Source organism: Dietzia sp., from assembly GCF_036741115.1.
Classification (GTDB): domain Bacteria; phylum Actinomycetota; class Actinomycetes; order Mycobacteriales; family Mycobacteriaceae; genus Dietzia.
The window spans coordinates 21,801-40,421 of record NZ_DAINST010000009.1; the positions used below are offsets into that span (position 1 = coordinate 21,801).

General features: G+C 70.5%; 9 protein-coding genes and 1 pseudogene. 8 read left to right on the top strand and 2 right to left on the bottom strand.

Going from position 1 to position 18,621, the window contains the following annotated elements:
• A pseudogene (locus V7E05_RS02735) lies at positions 1-636 on the top strand (sodium-dependent transporter); the annotation flags it as partial.
• Between the two features lie 3 nt (positions 637-639).
• Positions 640-771 carry a methionine/alanine import family NSS transporter small subunit gene (locus tag V7E05_RS02740; RefSeq protein WP_333618140.1) on the top strand — a complete coding sequence of 44 codons (132 nt, stop codon included), beginning with the start codon at positions 640-642 and terminating at the stop codon, positions 769-771.
• A gap of 69 nt (positions 772-840) precedes the next feature.
• On the opposite strand, the gene V7E05_RS02745 is transcribed toward V7E05_RS02740, so the two are convergent.
• Both V7E05_RS02745 and V7E05_RS02750 read right to left on the bottom strand, forming a co-directional pair.
• A complete protein-coding gene (locus tag V7E05_RS02745; protein ID WP_333618141.1) occupies positions 841-1,356 on the bottom strand; it encodes a holo-ACP synthase in 516 nt (171 codons plus the stop codon).
• A 7-nt stretch (positions 1,357-1,363) separates the two neighbouring features.
• Complete coding sequence (locus V7E05_RS02750; RefSeq protein WP_442891577.1) at positions 1,364-10,924, bottom strand: fatty acid synthase subunit beta domain-containing protein; 9,561 nt, start codon at positions 10,922-10,924, stop codon at positions 1,364-1,366.
• A 346-nt stretch (positions 10,925-11,270) separates the two neighbouring features.
• On the opposite strand from V7E05_RS02750, the gene V7E05_RS02755 reads away from it, so the two are divergent.
• The 6 genes from V7E05_RS02755 (at position 11,271) to V7E05_RS02780 (ending at position 18,620) form a co-directional block, all read left to right on the top strand.
• Complete coding sequence (locus V7E05_RS02755) at positions 11,271-12,089, top strand: fructosamine kinase family protein (RefSeq protein ID WP_333618142.1); 819 nt, start codon at positions 11,271-11,273, stop codon at positions 12,087-12,089.
• Positions 12,090-12,277: 188 nt separating this feature from the next.
• Positions 12,278-13,570, top strand: a complete 1,293-nt coding sequence (gene mdo, locus V7E05_RS02760; RefSeq protein ID WP_333618143.1) for an NDMA-dependent methanol dehydrogenase — start codon at positions 12,278-12,280, stop codon at positions 13,568-13,570.
• Between the two features lie 66 nt (positions 13,571-13,636).
• Positions 13,637-14,851: an AAA family ATPase gene (locus V7E05_RS02765; protein WP_333618144.1), complete on the top strand. Its 1,215-nt coding sequence runs from the start codon at positions 13,637-13,639 to the stop codon at positions 14,849-14,851.
• A 9-nt stretch (positions 14,852-14,860) separates the two neighbouring features.
• Positions 14,861-16,396, top strand: coding sequence for a VWA domain-containing protein (locus V7E05_RS02770; protein WP_333618145.1), 1,536 nt, complete (start codon positions 14,861-14,863; stop codon positions 16,394-16,396).
• Positions 16,393-17,382, top strand: a complete 990-nt coding sequence (gene mftM / locus V7E05_RS02775) for a mycofactocin oligosaccharide methyltransferase MftM (protein ID WP_333618146.1) — start codon at positions 16,393-16,395, stop codon at positions 17,380-17,382. Before V7E05_RS02770 ends, mftM begins: the two co-directional genes overlap by 4 nt.
• 53 nt (positions 17,383-17,435) lie before the next feature.
• Positions 17,436-18,620, top strand: a complete 1,185-nt coding sequence (locus V7E05_RS02780; protein ID WP_333618147.1) for an iron-containing alcohol dehydrogenase — start codon at positions 17,436-17,438, stop codon at positions 18,618-18,620.
• Position 18,621 lies beyond the last annotated feature (1 nt).

Below are 18,621 nucleotides of genomic sequence, written 5' to 3' on the forward strand. Positions count from 1 at the left end.
CTCGCGTTCTTCACGTTCCCGGCAATGATCGCCGCGATGCCAGGCGGCCCGATCTTCGGCGTCCTGTTCTTCGCGTGCCTCGTGCTCGCCGGATTCACCTCTCTCATCTCGATCGTCGAGGTCGTCATCGCCGCGGTGCGCGACAAGCTCGCCGTCAGCCGGCTAGGCGGAACGCTCCTCGTGTGCGTGCCGCTCGCCGTCATATCCCTCCTGCTCATGCCCACGGCGACGGGCCTCATGACGCTCGACACCCTCGACGCGTTCTCCAACCAGGTCGGCATCGTCGCCTGCGCGCTGCTGTCGATCGTCGCCGTCGCCCTCACGGGCAAGCTCGGCGGGCAGAAGGACCATCTCAACGCCGTGTCCTCGTTCAAGCTCGGCTGGACCTGGTTCGTGTTCCTCGGCGCCACGGTGATCGTCCTCGCGGTCACGCTCTTCCTCACGGTCAAGGGCTTCATCACCGACGGCTACGAGGAGTACCCGTCGGCGGTCGTCAACACGTGGGGCTGGGGCGCTCTCGCCATGGTCCTCGTGGTCGGCACCGCACTCACCTTCACCCCGTGGAAGCGGGGGCTCGAACTCAGCGGCGTCCCCGGCAGGGACCCGCAGCACGATTTCGCCACGACGGAGGGTTAAGACATGACCACGACAGCGATCATCATGATGGTGCTCTTCCTCCTCATCGTCTGGGGCGGGCTGGTGCTGAGCATCGCGAATTTCGTCAGGCACCCCGACCTCACCGAAGACGAGGTCGACCCCGCGAGCACCTAGCCGGGGCGCCCACTCGGTGGGTATGACGACAAAGGCCGGGAATCGCCACAAGCGGTTCCCGGCCCTTCGCTATTTCTGTTCGGGTCTCCCTTCGAGCACGCAGTACGCGATCGCCGAGGGGCCGTCGTGGCTAAGCGAGAGGTGCCACACCACGGGTCCGAGGCCCGCGGCGACCTCTGCGGCGACGCGCCCTGTGAGCCGCACCCCGGGCCGGCCCCAGGCATCGCACACCACGGAGATCTCGGCCCAGTCGAGCTCGTCGCGGCCGATGGGCGGCGGCGCACCGTAGAGCGCCCCGGACCACGCCTTGATCACGGCTTCCTTCGCCGCCCAGCGCGCGGCGAGGTGGCGGGCAGTGTCGGGCGCACTGCCCGGCCGCCCCCTGTGTCCCCCGGGGCCCCCAAGTCCCCCATGTCCACGCCTCCCCCGCCTCTCGGCGGCCTCGCGGGACTGTCGGAGTTCGGTGGCCGAGAAGACCCGGGCGAAGCGGGTCCCGGGCTCTGCCAGAGACGCGGCGAAGGCGCCGAGGTCGACGATGTCGACCCCGACGCCCTTTACGCCCACACGCCCTTCCCGCGTGCGCACCAGGACCTCACTCCTGGTCTACCGGGCGGCGGCCTCTTTCGAAGCCACCGGATGCGGACAACACCCCGTCCGCACCGACCCGGGAGTCTTCGGAAAGCAGCATCGCTGCCTCCAGGTTCTTGATCTCGGCGGCGGTTCCGTCCTCGCCGAGTCGCCGCGCGACCGGGCGGGTGTAGAGGGGCCCGCCCCCGTAGATGCCGCGCAGCACGTCCCACGCGCCGGCCTGCTCGCGCTCGTCGGCGCGGGCGCGGACGGCAGACGCCCGCTCCTCGCCGAGCTCGCCGGCGACGGCCGCGTAGTACGCCTCCGGGTGCGCCACCGCGATGAGCCCCGAGACGTGCCCGAAGCCCAGCGAGGTGAGCAGCGCGCCACGCAGCGGCATCGACTCCCCCAGCTCGAGGGGCTCGCGCAGCCAGACGAGGTGCCCGGTCTCCGCCATCGCATCGTCGACGCAGTCGAGGGCCCGGTTCGGCGGGAGGATCCCCGAGCGCAGCACCTGGCACAGCCCGATGAGCTGGAACGCCGCGGCGCCGCCCTTCGCGTGCCCTGTGAGCGTCTTCTGCGAGACGACGAACAGCGGGTTGCCCTCCGTCCGTCCGATGGCCGCGGCGAGGCGCTCGTGGAGGTCAGCCTCGTTGGGATCGTTGGCCTTGGTCGACGTATCGTGCTTGGACACGAAGGCCAGGTCGTCCGGCGTCATCCCGAGAGAGGCTAGGGAACGGGCGAGCCGCGAGCGGCGTCCCCCGCGTCCCGCGCCGAGCGCGCCGAGCCCCGGCGCGGGGATCGAGGTGTGCGCGCCGTCGGCGTAGGAGCCGGCCCACGCGACGACCCCGTGGACGGGAAGGCCCATCTCGGCGGCGACGTCTCCGCGCGCGAGGAGCACGGTCCCGCCGCCCTGGGACTCGACGAATCCGTCGCGGCGCCGGTCGCCGGCCCGCGAGTAGTGGCGTTCGGAGATGCCCTTCGCCGCCATCGCCGCCGAGTCCGCCGTCGCGGACATGTCGGCGAAGCCCTGGATGCCCTCGATGGAGAGGTCGTCGAAGCCGCCGGCGACGACGAACTCCGCCTTGCCGCCGCGGATCTTGTCGAAGCCCTCCTCGACGCTAACCGCTGCGGTGGCGCAGGCCGCGACCGGGTGCACCATCGCCCCGTAGCCGCCGACGTAGGACTGCATCACGTGCGCGGCGACGACATTGGGCAGCGCCTCCTGGAGGATGTCGCCCTGGCGCGGCCGGCCGAGGATCCCGTCGATGTAGAGGCTCCGCATCGCCGACATCCCGCCCATGCCCGTGCCCTGCGTGTTCGCGACCTCCGCGGGGTGGACGTGCGCGAGGAGCTCGGCAGGGGTGAATCCCGAGGAGAGGAACGCGTCGACCGTGGCGACGAGGTTCCACGCCGCGACGCGGTCGAGCGAATCGGCCATGTCCGCCCCGATGCCCCAGGCGCGGGGGTCGAAACCCGTGGGGATCTGGCCGCCGACGACCCGCGTGAGCGTCGCGCGGCGCGGAACGCGGATCTCCGTCCCCGCGCGGCGGGTGACGAGCCACTCGCCGTCGACGAATCCGACGACCGTTCCGTCCGGGTCCGCCTCGGCGTACGCACGCGCCTCGGCCTCGTCGGCGGCGGCGAACGTGAGGTCGGAGTCGAGGAACACCGAGCTGAGCAGCGGCGAGGAATTGTCGATCATCTCGCCGTCGTCCGCGTACTGGCGGATGCCGACGCGGGCGAGTACCTCGTCGCGCAGGCGCTCGGCGATCTCGGACTCAGCGATGGGCTCGCCGCTATCCGCGAGCGCCCAGCCCGGCTTCGGCCCGTCCTCCCACTCGATGAGCCCCGTGGACCACGCGAGCTCGACGACGCCCGCCGCAGACAGCTCGCCGGTGGCCTCCGCCTCGAAGCGGGTGCGCGCCGAACCATACGGCCCGAGCTCGCCGGTTCCCACCACGACGACCATGTCCTCGAGCGGGAGAGAGACCTCGCCCCAGTCCGGGCGCGGGCCGGAAGGTGCGTGCGGCAGGTTGGGAAGCGCGGAGAGGGCGCGGCGGTTCTGCTCGTCGGGCTCGTCCGTCGCCGCATCGGGCCGCGCCGCCGCGAGCTCGGCCATGTCCAGCTCGGCCTCGCCGAGCCCGCCGGTGAGGTCGAGGGTGATCGGCGACTTCGCGGCCTCAGCCCTGGCGCCCGGCGAGCAGCCGCGGAGTAGCTCCACGGCGATCTCATCGGTCGACCACGTGCGCACGCCTGCGGCCTCGACCTCGGCGACGAGCGGATCGTTGTGGCCCATGAGCCCGGTGCCGCGCACCCAGCCGATGAGCGCGTGGGCGATGGTGACCCGCTCGCCCCACGAGCGCTCCGAGCCCCACTTCGCGACGAGCGCGTCGAGCGCAGCCTTGGCCTCGCCGTACGCGCCGTCGCCGCCGAAGATCCCGCGGTTGGGCGAACCCGGCAGCACGACGTGCATTCGCTCGTCGACGGCCGTGTCTGCGCCGAGCCCGCCGAGACCCGTGACGAGCCTCTCGACGCCCCAGAGGAGCACGCGCATCTCGGTCTCCGCGCGCGGTCCCGCGTCGGCGGCGCTGCCCTGCACTCGCGGCGCGGCGAACGGGAACAGCAGCGTGGGCAAGAGCGCCGGCTTGGTGATCTCCGTTGCGGCGCCGAGCGTCTCGGACTGCTCCGCGCCGATCCACTCCACCAGCTCGTCGACGTCGCCGAAGGAGGCGAGGTTCGCGGGCACGGCCCACAGCGCGGCCCCGGCGCGGGCGTTGGCCCGGTACAGGTCCTTGTAGAAGGCGAGCCGCTTCGGGGAGAGCGAGGAGGTCGTGGCGATCACCGTCGCGCCGCCCGCGAGCAGCTCGGCGATGACGGCGGAGGCGATCGATCCCGGGCCCGCGCCCGTGACCACCGCGCACTGATCCGCGTACTCGCCCGGATGGTTTTCCCCGGCGCGCGCATACCCGGCGATCTCCGTGTAGGAGCGGACGAGCTCGCCCATCCCTGCGACCGCGGCCCTGTCGGCCCACCACGCGGCCTGCGTGGCGACGGCCTCGCCCATGCCCGCAAAGGCGGAGGGCGCGACGGAGAGCTCACCGGTCCAGATCCGCGCGAGGTCCTCGCGAGCCGAGGCCCAACGGTCGTCGAGGAGCACCGCCCGGCGCGCGTCGAAGGCCGGGGCGATCGTGCGCCGCCAGTCGCTGCCGAGCTCGCGGGAGACGAGCTCGGCGAACTCCGCGTCCATTTCGGAGCCGGTCCCGGATTCGATCCCGGAGCCGGCGCCATCGGCGCCCGGAACGTCGAGGTGCCCGAGCCGAGTGAGGAGAGTGCGCGCCGCGGTGGCGAGCGCGCCATCCCGACCCGTGATCTCCTCGGCGAACTCGCCGAGCGCCGCGGCGTCGACCGTCGCTCCCCCGGCTGCCTCGCTCGCCGGCATCGCCACGTCGACCCCGTGCTCGGAGCCCACCTCGCGAACCGCGGCGTCGATGAGCGCGTCGAGCCCTGCAGCGTCTGTCGCCGAGGCGGCGGAGTCGAACAGTGAGAGCTCACCGCCGCGGGTGGAGTCGCCGTCCCGGGTGCCGAGGGCGAGCTGCGCGAGAACGTGCTGTCCCCAGCCCTCGCCGAGCTTCCATGTGCCGGTGACCCGGTCCGTGATGTACGACTGCCGCTTCCCGCTGCGCCCGAGGAGCGGGCGCAGCGCATCGCCGACGGCGTCGCCGAGCACGGGGCCGAACGCGCGATATGCGCGGGCCATGCGCGAGGTGGTGGCCGTGAGCTCGGAGAACTCCGCCTCCGCCGCGCCGTCGATGGCGCCGAGGCCGAGCTCCGTGCCGAGATCGACGAGGAGCTGATTGCGGCGCGAGGACACGCCGTCGCAAAGGACCTCGATGGTGTCGGCCGGGGTGATCTGATCGGTGCGCAGCTTAGTGCGCAGCGCCACGATCGCCGTGGTCGCGGCTCCCGCGTCGAACGGAAGGTCCGCCGGACGGGGGGCGCCGGGGGCTGCGCTCGCCTGGTCCGCGGGCGCCTGCGCTTGAGGTGCGGGAGCCGACGCCGTCTGGGGCGCCGAGGACTCTACTTCTGCAGAGCCTTCGTCGTCCTCTTCGACCTCGTCGACACTCGGCGGCAGCGTGCCCCACAGGGCGGCGGCGTCGCGCTCGATGTTCACCACCCGGACGGACGAGCCGCGGTGGCCTGGAAGGGCCAGGGTCTTCGCGGCGAGGTTCGACAGGGTGGGTGCCGACGCGACGCCGACCTCGACACACTGGGTGATCCCGAGACCTCCTGCGTCAGAGGTGGAGAAGAGGAGGTCCTGGGTCTCGATCCAGCGCACGGGGCTGGCGAACTGCCACGCGAGGAGCTCGATGAGCAGGAGCCGGCCGAGCGCGCGGGGCTGCCTTTCCCACTCCTCCCACGTGTCGAGCACGTTCTCGAGCGGCTCGGACGGCACATAGGCGGCGATCTCCTCGACGAAATCGCGGTCGAGGGAGAACGGACGCGGGACCAGGTTGGGGATGTAGCGGCCGACGAGCACGTCGATGTCGATGTCGTCGTGGGGGATGAGCGATTCGAGAGTCGCGCGGAATTCGGGGACGCCGTCGCGGAGCACCGAGGAATGGAAGGGCACGTCGATGCCGGGGATGAGCACGAACGCCGCCTTGCCGCCGTGGCGCTCGACGGCGTCGGCGACCGCGGCCTCGAGCGCCTCGCAGCCCGCGACGGTGCCCGCGATCGCATACTGCGAGCCGGCGAGGTTGTAGTTGACGATCTCGAGGTACTCCCCCGAGTCCTCGGCGACCTTCGCCACCCATGCGGAGACGTCGGCGTCGGCGACGCCCATCTGTGAGGGGCGGATCGCCGCGAGACGGTAGTCGGAATTCCCTTCCGCATCGCGCGGGACGAGCGTGTGCATCGCGAGGCCGCGCTGGAAGACGATCTCGAGGAGCGACTCGAGCGAGAGGGTGCCCGAGATCGCGGCGAGCGCCGTGTACTCGCCGACCGAGTGGCCCGCGAAGAATGCGCCGTCCTGGAAGAGCCCGTCCTCCGACAGCTCGGCTACCTGCGCAACCGCGAGGCACGCCATCGCGACCTGCGTGAACTGGGTGAGGTTGAGGACCCCATCCGGGTGCCGGTACGTGGTGCCGCGGACCGTGACGGCCCCCGGGTTGTCGCGGACGATCGCGAGGATCGAGAACCCGAGCGCAGAGCGCGTGTGCTCGTCGGCCCGATCCCACACCCGGCGCGCCGCGCGGCTGCGGTTCCTGCCCGCCATGCCCATGCCGGCCGACTGGATGCCCTGGCCCGGGAAGACGTAGGCCGTGCGGGGCGGGGCGGTGACGGCGGTCGCGGTCATCGCCGGGGAGCCGTCCACCGCGCAGGTGACCTCGAGGATCTGGCCGCCGAGGTGCGTGCCGCCGGCGACGCGGCCGGTCTGCTCGGCGCGGATCTGCACGCGGGCGCCGGGGCGCACCGGGGCGAGCATGCGCGCCGTCCAACCGACGATCCGCAGCGGCGGGGCGCCGGCCGAGTCCTCCGACAGCGCCTGCACCGCGTGCTGCGCGGCTGCCGAGAGCCACATGCCGTGGACGATGACCCCGCCGAGGCCCGCGAGGCGCGCCGCCGTCGTGGAGACGTGGATGGGGTTGTGGTCGCCGGAGACGGCGGCGAACGCCGTCATGTCCGCCGGCGCGGTGAGCTCGACGAGCGCGCGGCGCTGGCGGGTCGTCGGCTCGACCCGGGCACTGCGTGCGCCGCGGGGTCCTGTAACTCCCTCGGTCTCGCCGCCGACGAGCGCGCCACCGCAGCGGTTCGGCTCGCCGGCCTCCCCCGAGCCCGTGCGGCCGCGGATCGCGAAGCGCTCACGGAGCGTCGCGTAGAGCACGCCGTCCGAGGCGCCGCGCAGGTCGACGGTGACCTCGACAATCCGCCCGAGGCCCGTGTCGCGCGGGGTGCGGGCGCGGGCGTCGGCGCGGAGGGAGCAGGCTGCCGGCAGCTCCTCGCGCAGCTGCACGGAGTGATCGAGGTGGACGAGGTCGAGGAGCCCCTCGACGACGTCGATGACGCGACCGCCGGAGCGGGCGCGGCTCGCCCCGATCACGGCGAAGATCGCGGGCCAGCACGGGCCGACGAGCGCGTCGGGGACTCCGGCGGAGGCGGAGAGCGGCGCCTGCAGGCCGGCCGCTGTGACCACGGAGTGGTCGGCGAGGAGCTCGCCCGAGTAGCGGAACTCTGCCTCGGCATGGCCGTCGACGACCTCCGGGAGCTCGTCCACGCCCGCGGCAGTGCGCAGCAGCGTACGCATCGCCGACGCGGCCGCCTCGTCGGTCACCACGGGCAGGGCGCCGGTGGCGACGCCGTCCGAGAGCTCGATCACGATGGACAGCGTCGCGCGGCCCACGGGCACTTCAAGCACGACGTCGCTCCCCTGCTCGGCCGGCCGCAGGGAGGCGCCGGAGTCGGGGTGATGAGCACGTGCGTCGTCATCGAGAAGCCATTCCGACTGCGCGCCGATCCGGAGCGCCGGGTTGGGCACGACCCTCCCCGCCCACACGATGTCGGGGCTCGCGAGGACGGTGGCGACCGGGGTGTCGGGGCCGTCGGCGGTGGCGCGGCGGCGCGTGGAGACCGCGTCGACGTCCGGCTGCGCGACGGCGATGCGACGGATCGCAGCCTCCTCGAAGCGGCCGAGGATCTCGCCGACGGGCTCGTCCGCGCGCTCGATCCCCGCGACCGAAACGGTTCCGGGGATGACGCACACGGCGTCAGCGGGGAAGCGCGGATCGTGGGCCTGCCACAGCGAGTCGGAGCGCCACCAGCGGCGGACATCGCCGTCGATCACGGGCACGAACGGAACCGGCTTGCCCGGCATCCGGCAGACGCGGAGGAACTCGGCGACATCGGCGGGGTGCAGCGGGGCGGAGTCGAATTCCGGGTAGTGCGCGCCGAGGATGTCGACGACCGTCTCCGGGTTCTCGACACTCGCGACCGTGGGGAACGCGGAGGCGATTCCGCCGCGGTCCCGGGGATCGAGGCGCGCCTCGGTGCGCTGGACCAGCGCGTGGAAACGCTCACGCAGGCTGACGTCGAGCCACGCGGTGCGCCGGGCCCTGTCGATGGATTCGCCGAAATCCGATCCCACGTCGAAGACCGTCGCGGCGCCTTCCAAGCCCGCGAGGTCCATGGGGTCGGTGTCGGCCACACGACACAGCTCGGCGAAGCGCTCGAGGACATCCTTGTAGCTCATCTCCTCGAGGTCGCCGAAGTACGGCTTGGCGGTCGCGTTCACCGCCGCGACGATCTCCTCGCGGCGGGCGGCGACGGCATCGGCGTCCCCTGCGACCTCGTCGAGGAGGCGGCCCGTGCGCGCGGCGGAGTTGTCGATCTCGTGGATGTCCGCGCCGAGCTGGCTGCGGCCCGAGGCCATACCGCCCGTTGCCTGGCCGGCGCCGACCCAGCCGTCGATGCCTGCGGTGGCGACGAGGAGTTCCTTGACCTGCGGGCTCGTGGTCGCCTCCTTCGCGGCCATCGCGGCGGTGCCCACGAGTACGGCGTCGACCGGCATCGACGGGTGTCCGTGTGCGAGGGACCACTGCCCGGTGAGGTAGTCGGCGGCGCGCTCGGGCGTGCCGATGCCGCCGCCCACGGCGAGCACGACATTGGGGCGGCCGCGGAGCTCGCCGTAAGTGCGCAGGAGGAGGTCGTCGAGCGCCTCCCACGAATGGTGGCCGCCAGCGGCGCCGCCCTCGACCTGCACGATGATCGGGACCTCGGGCAGCTCGGCGGCGATGCGCACGACATCGCGGATCTGCGCGACGGTGCCCGGCTTGAAGGAGACGTGCCGGATTCCGGCGTCACGGAGCTCGCGGACGAGCTCGACGGCGTCGGGAAGGTCGGGGATGCCGGCGGTGACCACGACGCCGTCGATCGGGAGGCCCGCCGCGCGCGCCTTCTGCACGAGGCGCTTGCCGCCGACCTGCAGGTTCCAGAGGTACGGATCGAGGAAGAGCGAGTTGAACTGCGCGGTCCGGCCCGGCTCGAGCAGCGCGGCAAGCCGCGCGGTGTTCTCGGCGAAGATCTCCTCGGTGACCTGACCGCCGCCCGCGAGCTCGGCCCAGTGGCCGGCGTTGGCCGCGGCGGCGACGATGGCCGGATCGACCGTGGTCGGGGTCATGCCCGCGAGCATGACGGGAGACGTCCCCGTGAGCCTGGTGAACGACGTCTCGACGTGCACCGAGCCGCCCGGCAGGCGGACGAGTCGAGGCTGGTGCGCGCTCCACGGGCGCTCCACCTGCGGCGCGGCACCCGGGGTGAACAGGGCGCGTAGACCCGCGGGGCTGCCCGCCGCGAGCGTGCCGATGCCATAGCCGCGGAGCACGGAGAAGTCCAGGCGTTCTAGGGCGGTGCCCGGCCCCATGTCGAGGACCCAGCGGGCGCCGGCGTGAGCGGCGTCGTCGAGCTCGGCTACCCAGTCGACCTCGTCGGTGAGGATCGCACGGGCGAGTCGCTCGGCCCGGGCCGCGTCGATCCCCGCGGCATCCGCCCACTCGCGGACCTGCGCGACGGCCCCGGCGAGCGCCGGGTGGTGGAAGCCGACCTCGACGTCGAGGCCATCGAAGGACGGGTCGAACGGATCGCCGCCGGTGAGCTTGGCCTCTCGCCGCGCGCGCGATTCCGCGGCGCGGTCGGCGCACAGCGCCTCGAGGACGTCGAGGTCGGCGGGTCGGCCGACGACGACGTGCCGGCCGAGATCGTTGCGAATCGAGACGACGGGCCGCAGGGCCGCGTTGTGGTTTTCCTCGTGCTCTTCGCCATGCATCGGCAGCGCTTCTGCGATAAGAGCCTCGAGCTGCTCGCGGCTTGCGCCCGAGACCTGACGCATCGGAGAGGCGGGACCGCGGCGGACGAGCCCCGCGCGTCGGCCGTGGAGCGTGGCTGCCGCGCCCACGAGAGCGGCGACGGCGAGGAGCTCGGCATCGTTGGCGCCGAAGGTGTCGAGGGACTCCACGGCGAGCACGCCCTGCGAGTGACCGACGGCCGCCACCGGCGGGACCTCGTGGACGTGGAGACCCTCCTCGGCGAGGCGGAGCATCGCGCCGAGCTGTGTGAGGAAGACCGCGGGCATCGACACGGCCGCCGCGGCGAGCGCGGCGGCGTCGGGAACGGTGTCCGAAGCGTCGTCGGTGTCTGCCTCAGGCACATCCGCTGCGTCCGCGGCCTGTGCGGCGTCTGCGGCCTCCGCCCACTGCAAGGGCCGGAAGCCGGCGGGCCGCGTCGCCGCGAGCTCGTCGGCGACGGGGGCGAGGATCGCCTCCGAGTGGGCGACGAGCTCATCGAGGCGCTCGGCGACCAGCCCCGTGCCGGTCAGCTCCGCGAGCGAGGCGAGCCACTCGATGCCCTGGCCACCGAAGGCCAGAGCGTACGGCAGCCCTTCCCCGATCGAATCGGAGAGCGTCTCTCCCCCGCGGCCCGCGCCGGCGAACGCATCCGCCGAATACACGCCCGGGAACCTGTTCGCGCCTTCCGGGCGGTCTCCGCCGCCTATGTCGGACGTGGACGGGAAGTCGGAAAAGTCGATGCTCACGAAGAGTGCTCCTTGGATCGTGCGGCGGCAGTCGTTCACTCGTCGCCGAGAGGTCCGGCGATATCGATTCGCCATCGTGCCACAAAAACATGAGGCGTTCCTCACTTCTGTTTGGACGTCCGTATAACTGCTATGGTTACTTCTCGTGCTTTGCCCACCTCCCCACGCGTCCATAACCTGAGGTTTTACTCAAGTTTGCAGGCAGCATCCCGGCGACGGCGCTACAAAACGAGTTACCGAATCGTTACCTCGATTTTCGGCTCGCTCCGTGTCGCCACGTCCGTCGACCGGCTCGCGGGCCCCACTCTCTACATCCGTCGAGAGCCGGGTCCCCTACCTTTGGGGCATGAGCTCCTTCGCCAAGTCCGACCCCTCCGCACCCGCCGGGCTCTTCGCTGCGGAGGCCGCCGGCCTCCGCTGGCTCGCCGAGCCCGGGGTGATCCCCGTGGTCGACGTGTTCTCCGAATCCCCTACAGGGCTCGAGCTCGAGCGGATCTACTCCGGCCGACCGACACCCGAGGACGCGCGCGAGTTCGGTCGCCGGCTCGCCCGGCTCCACGACGCGGGGGCGCCCGGGTTCGGCTACTCGCCCTACCCGCAGTCTGCGTGGTTCGGTCCCCTGCACCGACCGATCCCCGTGCCGACATCCGCGCGCCCCGATTTCGCCACGTACTGGGCTTCGGACCGGCTCTCGCCCATGCTCGAGCGCGCCGAAGACACCCTGCCGGAGGCGGGTATGCAGGCCGTCGAGGACGCCATCGACGTGATCGCCTCCGGCGCGTTCGACGGGATCTGCGGGCGCGGCATCGAGGAGCCGGCGAGGGTCCACGGGGACCTGTGGACGGGGAACGTGATGTGGGCGCGGACGTCCGGCGTCACAGGCGGAGGTACGGAGGGGACGCTCATCGACCCGGCCGCGCACGGAGGGCACCGGCTCGAGGATCTCGCGCTGTTGTCCCTCTTCGGGGCGCCGCACCTCGGCGACATCTACGCGGGATATGCGGAGGCGCATCCGTTGCCCGACGGATGGCGGCAGGACCTGCCGGCGCACCTGCTTTTCGCGCTTCTCGCGCACGTGTACCTGTTCGGCGGTACGTATTCGCAGCCGACGGAGAGCGCCGCGCTCGAGGTCGTGGCGCGGGCGCGGGAACTCGGCGCGCTCTAGCTCGTTCACAGCCCGCCTACCCGACCGGATAGGTGGGGCGAGCCCACCGGGCAGGGCGGGTGCTCGACCCCCGAACGGTTCACTCGCCGACCCCTGTTCCCCCTACGACACCCCGTGCCAGATTGAGACCTGCATCACAGTTCCCGGCGCGGCATCCCTGCCCGCCGACCACCCCGACGGAGGTCATCATGCAGGTCGACCAATTGCTCAAGCCCTTCCCCATCAAGGAGTTCCACCCCTTCCCCCGCGCGCTCATGGGCCCGGGCTCGGTCGAGATCGTCGGCCCCGAAGCCCTCAAGCTCGGCTTCAAGAAGGTCTTGCTCATGACGTCGGGTCTCCGCGGCACCGATATCGTTCCGAATCTCAAGGCCTCGCTCGAGTACCACGGCCTCGAAGTCGTCCTCTACGACAAGGTCGAGTCCAACCCCAAGGACTACAACGCCATGGACGGCGCGAAAATGTTCATGGAGAACGACTGCGACTCGTTCATCTCCGTCGGCGGCGGCTCCTCCCACGACGCGTGTAAGGGCGCCCGCATCGCGGTGGCACACGACGGCCGAAACATCAACGAGTTCGAGGGCTTCAACAAGTCCGAGAATCAGAAGAACCCTCCGCACATCGCCATCTCGACCACGGCAGGAACCGGCTCGGAAACCTCTTGGGCCTACGTCATCACCGACACCACCACCGACCCGACCAAGCCGCACAAGTACGTCGCGTTCGACGATGCCGCGGTCGCCACCCTCGCGATCGACGATCCCACGCTGTACTTCGACTGCCCTAGCCGGTTTACCGCGCAGTGCGGCTTCGACGTGCTCGCCCACGGCTCCGAGCCCTACGTGTCCCGCCTCGAGTTCGAGCCCTCCATCGGTAACGCGATCCGCTCGATCGAGCTCGTCGGCCAGCACCTGCGCCGCGCGACGTGGAACGGCCAGGACCTCGCAGCCCGCGAGGGCATGATGTACGCCCAGTACATTGCCGCGCAGGCCTTCAACTCCGGCGGCCTCGGGATCATCCACTCGATCTCTCACGCGACGAGCGCATTCTTCGACACCCACCACGGGCTCAACAACGCGATCGCGTTGCCGCGCGTGTGGGCATTCAACCTCCCCTCCCACTACGAGCGCTTCGCATCTATCGCCGAGGCGCTCGGCGTCGACACGACGGGCATGAGCAAGCCCCGTGCTGCCGACGCCGCCCTCGAGGCCGCGATCCGGCTGCTCCGCGACTGTGGGCTCCCCGAAAAGATGACGGACATCCGCAAGGACACCCACGAGAAGAACCGTCTCGGCGAAGGTCCCACGGATTTCTATCGCGGCCGCCCCGAGGTGCTCGGCGACCCCGACACGATCGACCAGATCACTAACCACGTGCTCGGCGATTCCTGCACCGAGGCCAACCCGCGCGAGTGCACCTTCGACAGCGTCCGCCCGGTCGTCGACCACACGTATAACGGCGATCTCGACGACCTGATCTCCTAGGCCGAGCCGAGGCGCCAACCCACCACCGCGGCCCCCAAAAGCCCCCGAGGACAGGAATCGATCGGCATGAACAACGTAGAAATCTTCGCCGACGTCGACGACGTCACCGCCCGTCTCGGCGAAGCCGGATATCTCTCCGACGAGCGGATAGCGACGACGGTGTTCCTCGCCACCCGGCTCGGCCGACCGATCCTCCTCGAGGGCCCCGCGGGCGTGGGCAAGACCGATCTCGCGCGGAGCCTGGCCCACGTCCTCGACCGGGAACTCGTGCGCCTCCAGTGCTACGAGAGCCAGGACGAAAGCAAGGCCCTCTACGAATGGGATTACGGCAAGCAGCTCCTCTACACGCAGATCCTGCGGGAGAAGATCGCCGACGTGGTCTCCGACGCCGAGGATCTCCAAACGGCTGTCGAGCTCATCGCCGCCGGCGACGAGGTGTTCTTCTCCGAGCGCTTTCTCTCCGAACGCCCCCTTCTCACCGCCATGCGCAGCGAAGCGCCCGTGGTGCTTCTCATCGACGAGGTCGACCGCTCGGACGAATCGCTCGAGGCCGTTCTGCTCGAGACCCTCGAGGAGAACCAGATCTCGATCCCCGAGATCGGGACGGTCCGCGCAGCCCACCCGCCGCTGGTTCTCCTCACCTCGAACAACACGCGCGACCTCTCTGCCGCCCTCAAGCGTCGATGCCTCCATCTGTTCCTCGACTACCCGGATGTCGATCGTGAGCTCGCGATCGTGCAATCGAAGGGCACCGGTTTGTCGGACGCACTCGCGCGCGAGCTCGTCGCGCTGGTCCAGGAGCTCCGCGAGCTCGACCTTCGTAAGGCACCGAGCATCGCGGAGACCGTCGACTGGGCGCGTACCCTGGCGATCCTCGGTGCCGAGTCGCTCGACGAATCGACCCTTTCCTCAACCGTGAACACGGTGATGAAGTACGAGAAGGATCTCGAGCGCGCGCTCGCCCATTTCGGTAAGCGCGAGCATCGGGATGCGCTTCCAAAAGCGGAGGCGACAGCGGAGGCGGAAGCGACCACTCGCCCCCAGGCGACTCCCGAACACGAGGGGCACAGGCGGCCCGTCCAGCGCCCACCGGAAACCGCCGGCGAGGCCGAGGAACGGCGTGCACTCCGCGATTCCTTCGACCGCAAGGGGCGCCACGGCGCAGCTGCCTTCTTCGGGGCTCGCGGCACGGGGAGCTCGGATTCCGGCGAGTCCCGGAATGGCGGCCAAAGCGGCCCCGGCAGCAGTCGCCATGCCGGCCTCCGTCGGCGCCCGGTATAGGTGCCCGCGATGGAAGCGAAACTTCTCGAGTTCGTCGATCTCCTGCGGTGCAACGGCGTGCGCGTGAGCACTGCCGAAACCGTCGACGCAATGCGCTGCGCTGCGATCCCGGAGATTCTCCGGGACCGTGGACGCTTCTACACTGCCCTGTCGGCCACGATGGTCACACGGCCGGAGCAAGTGGAAACCTTCGCCACACTATTCGTCCTTTTCTTCGGACAGAACCGGCCGTCTCTGGGCCGCGACGCCGCAGACAACACGGACACCGCGGTCGGCGACGGACGCCTGCTCGATTCCACCGGCGGCGAGCCCGGGGCCGCAGGCGAGGACATGCTCGATGAGCCCGAGGAGCTCGACGGCGTCGCGAATGCGCCCGCCTCGAGCCCGGCGAGCGCGCAACAGGACGACCTCACCGCAGCCTTTGACGAGGATTCGCTCCACGAGGGCGTCGGCCTCGACGACGACGACACGGCCGTAGGCAACATCGCCACGGCGGGCTCGACCATAGGCCTCGAGGCCGGGGTGGGAACCGGCGGTGGTCCGCGGATACAAATCGACGTCGACAGCGCCGAGGGAGCTCAACCCGGTGCGCTCACCGCGTCGACCGGGACCGCAATGGACCTGCGGCTCTCCGGGGAGGAAGGAAGCGCCCTGCTCGACTGGCTCCGCAATCCCGGCGGGAACGCGTCCGCGCCGGACGATCAATGGGATCCCGAGGAGATCGAGGCCCTTCTACGCAGGTTGCCGGACTCGCTCGCGGGGCACCTGCGCGAGCTCGTCGAGGCGCGAATCACCTCGGGCCCGCGCGACGAGATCGCGCCGGCGCACATCGACGAGGACGCCGAGCGGGAGCGCGCCCTGCTCGAGGACTCCCTGCGACGGCTCGCGAAGTCCCTGCGCGGCGGTCCCACCCAGCGCACGCGGATCAGTCCCCGCGGCCGTATCCACCCGGCCCTCACCACGCGCCGCAGCCTCCGTTTCGACGGCATCCCCTTCGACCCCGTCTCGGTGCGACGGCGTGACGACAAGGCGAAGGTCATCGTCCTCGCCGACGTCTCCCTCTCGGTGCGCGCCACCGCCCGGTTCACGCTCAGACTCGTCCATTCCATGCAGGGCGCCTTCGATTCGGTACGGACGCTCGTCTTCGTCGACACACTCGCCGAGGTCACCGACCTCTTCGCGACACACCCGATCGAGCATGCGCTCGGGCTCGTGTTCGGCGGGCGAGTCATCGACACCGAGGGGAACTCCGATTACGGATCGGTATTCCGCCAGCTTCTCCGCGAAGGAGAAAGGCTCGATCGGCGCACATCCATCGTCGTGCTCGGCGACGGGCGCTCCAACGGAAAGGATCCCGCGATCGAAGAATTCGCCGAGATCGCGCGCCGAGTCCGCCGCATCGTCTGGCTCACCCCAGAGCCCTCGTATTCGTGGGGCCTCGGCACGTGCGCGCTCCCCGAATACGCGGAGCATTGCGAACGTGTCGACGTCGTCCGCGACCTCCAGGGCCTCGAGCGCACGGCCGAACGAGTGGCGATCCCGTGACCACCCCGACCGGCGCCGTCCATCCGCGCCCAAGTGAGTCCGGAACCCGCGTGACCTATCCAGCCGCCGTCGATCCCTTCGCCCGGCGGGTCGATGGGTGGTACATCGACCCACTCGTCGCCATCGCTCGACGCGGCGTCGGCCGAGACATATCCGGGGCGCGGCGCCCCGGCCGCGCCCTCATCCGCACCCCCTCCTTCGAGCTCCACGCAGCCGAACGGCTCTACATCCGTCATGGACTGCGGGAGGCGGAGATCGACGACGGCCTCGCCGAGCGCATCCGTATCGAGCTCGTCGAAGCGGGCTGGATCTCGGGGTCCGATCTCTTCGAGCGGATCCTCGTTGGGATCGTGCTCTCGATGAACGACGCTCCCCTCGCGGCGTGGGAACTCTTCTATCGCAATCAGCGGCGCGCACTACGTCGACACCTCGACGGCACTACGCCCGGACCGCGTGACGGCGACCTCGCCCAGTTCGCGCGCATCTACGACCACGCCGACGCACTCGTCCCCCGCTTCGGCAGCGTCCTCGAGGTGGGAAGCTGCTTTGGTTTCCTCGCCCTCCGTCTCGCCGAGCGTCGGGATCGCAGGGTCACTGCCTCGGACGTATGTGCCCCCGCGATGCGCCTCGTGGGCCTCATGGCGCCGAAGCTCGGGATCCGGCTCGACACCCGGACTTTCGATGCCCGGTGCATCGCCGCCCCGGACGGTAGCGCCGACACGGTCGTCCTCGTGCACCTGCTCGAGCACCTCACCAGCGAGGAGGGTGACCGTGCTCTTGCGGAAGCGACAAGGGTCGCCCGCCACCGCGTCATCATCGCCGTCCCTTTCGAGGATGTTCCGACAGAGATGTACGGCCATCGAAGGATTTTCACTCATTCGGATCTCGAGGTCCTCGGACACGGCTTCGCTTCCGGATGGCAGTCCCGGGTCGAGGATGCCGAGGGTGGCTGGCTGATCCTCGACCGGCGCCACGATATTGTGTGATATGGATTACACCCTGCGGGACTATGAACCGCTCCGACGACGAAAGAGTGGCGATGGACGACAGAGTTGAACACGCTGTCGACGATTTCGCGCCCCTGGCAAAATTCCACGCACCGGAGATCATCTTCGGGGACGGCGCGCTCACGGAGATCGGCAGCGCCGCCGCGCGCCTCGGCGCGCGGCGGCCGTTGCTGGTCTCCGATCCCGGCGTCGCGGAGGCGGGCTGGGCCGAGGAGGCGTTGGATCACTTGCGCCGCGAGGGACTCGAACCCGTCTTGTGGACGGGTGTGAGCCCGAACCCGAAGGACGCCGAGATCGAGCACGGTTTCGAGCGCTACCGAGAATCGGGCGCCGACATCATCGTCGGGGTAGGTGGCGGCTCGGTAATCGACGCCGCGAAGGGCATCGCCATCCTCGCCGGCAACGGCGGCAGGATTCTCGACTACGAAGGCGTCGACGAGGTCACGCATCCGATTCCCCCGACGATCATGGCGCCGTCCACCGCCGGGACCGGAGCGGACGTCTCCCAATTCTGCGTCGTCTCCGATCCGGAACGCCGGATCAAGATCACCATCCTCGGCCGTGCGCTCGTGCCCGATATCTCCATCACCGATCCCCGGCTTCTCACCACGATGCCCACCGATCTCGCGGCGGCGACCGGTCTCGACGCGCTCTCGCACGGCGTCGAGGCCTACGTCTCGCTTGCCCACAACCCGCTATCGGATCTCCATGCACTCAATTCCGTCCGCCTGGTCGACGGAAACCTCCTCAAGTCCATCGAGTCCCCCACATTCGCCGCGCCGAAGGCCGCGATGGCCCAGGCGAGCCTCGAAGCCGGCATGGCCTTCTCCAATGCGATCCTCGGCGCCACCCACGCCATGAGCCATCAGGTCGGGGGCCTCGTCGATGCCCCGCACGGAGTCGTCAACGCCGTGCTCCTCTCCCACGTGATCCGGTTCAACGCCATGGGATCCCCTGAGCGGTACCGCCCGCTCGCCGAGGTGTTCGGCATCTCCGAGTCCCGCGCGCCGGTCGAGCAGATGGCATTAGCGTTGTCCTCATACATCCGCTCGCTTGCCGATCAGGTGGGCGTGCCGCGAGGGCTCGCCGAGCTGGGAATCACGCATTCCGACATCGCGCAGCTCACCGAATCGACGCTCCACGACGCGTGCCTCACCACCAACCCCCGACAAGCGGACGCCGCCGATCTCAAGCGACTTTTCGTCGCAGCGATGTAGG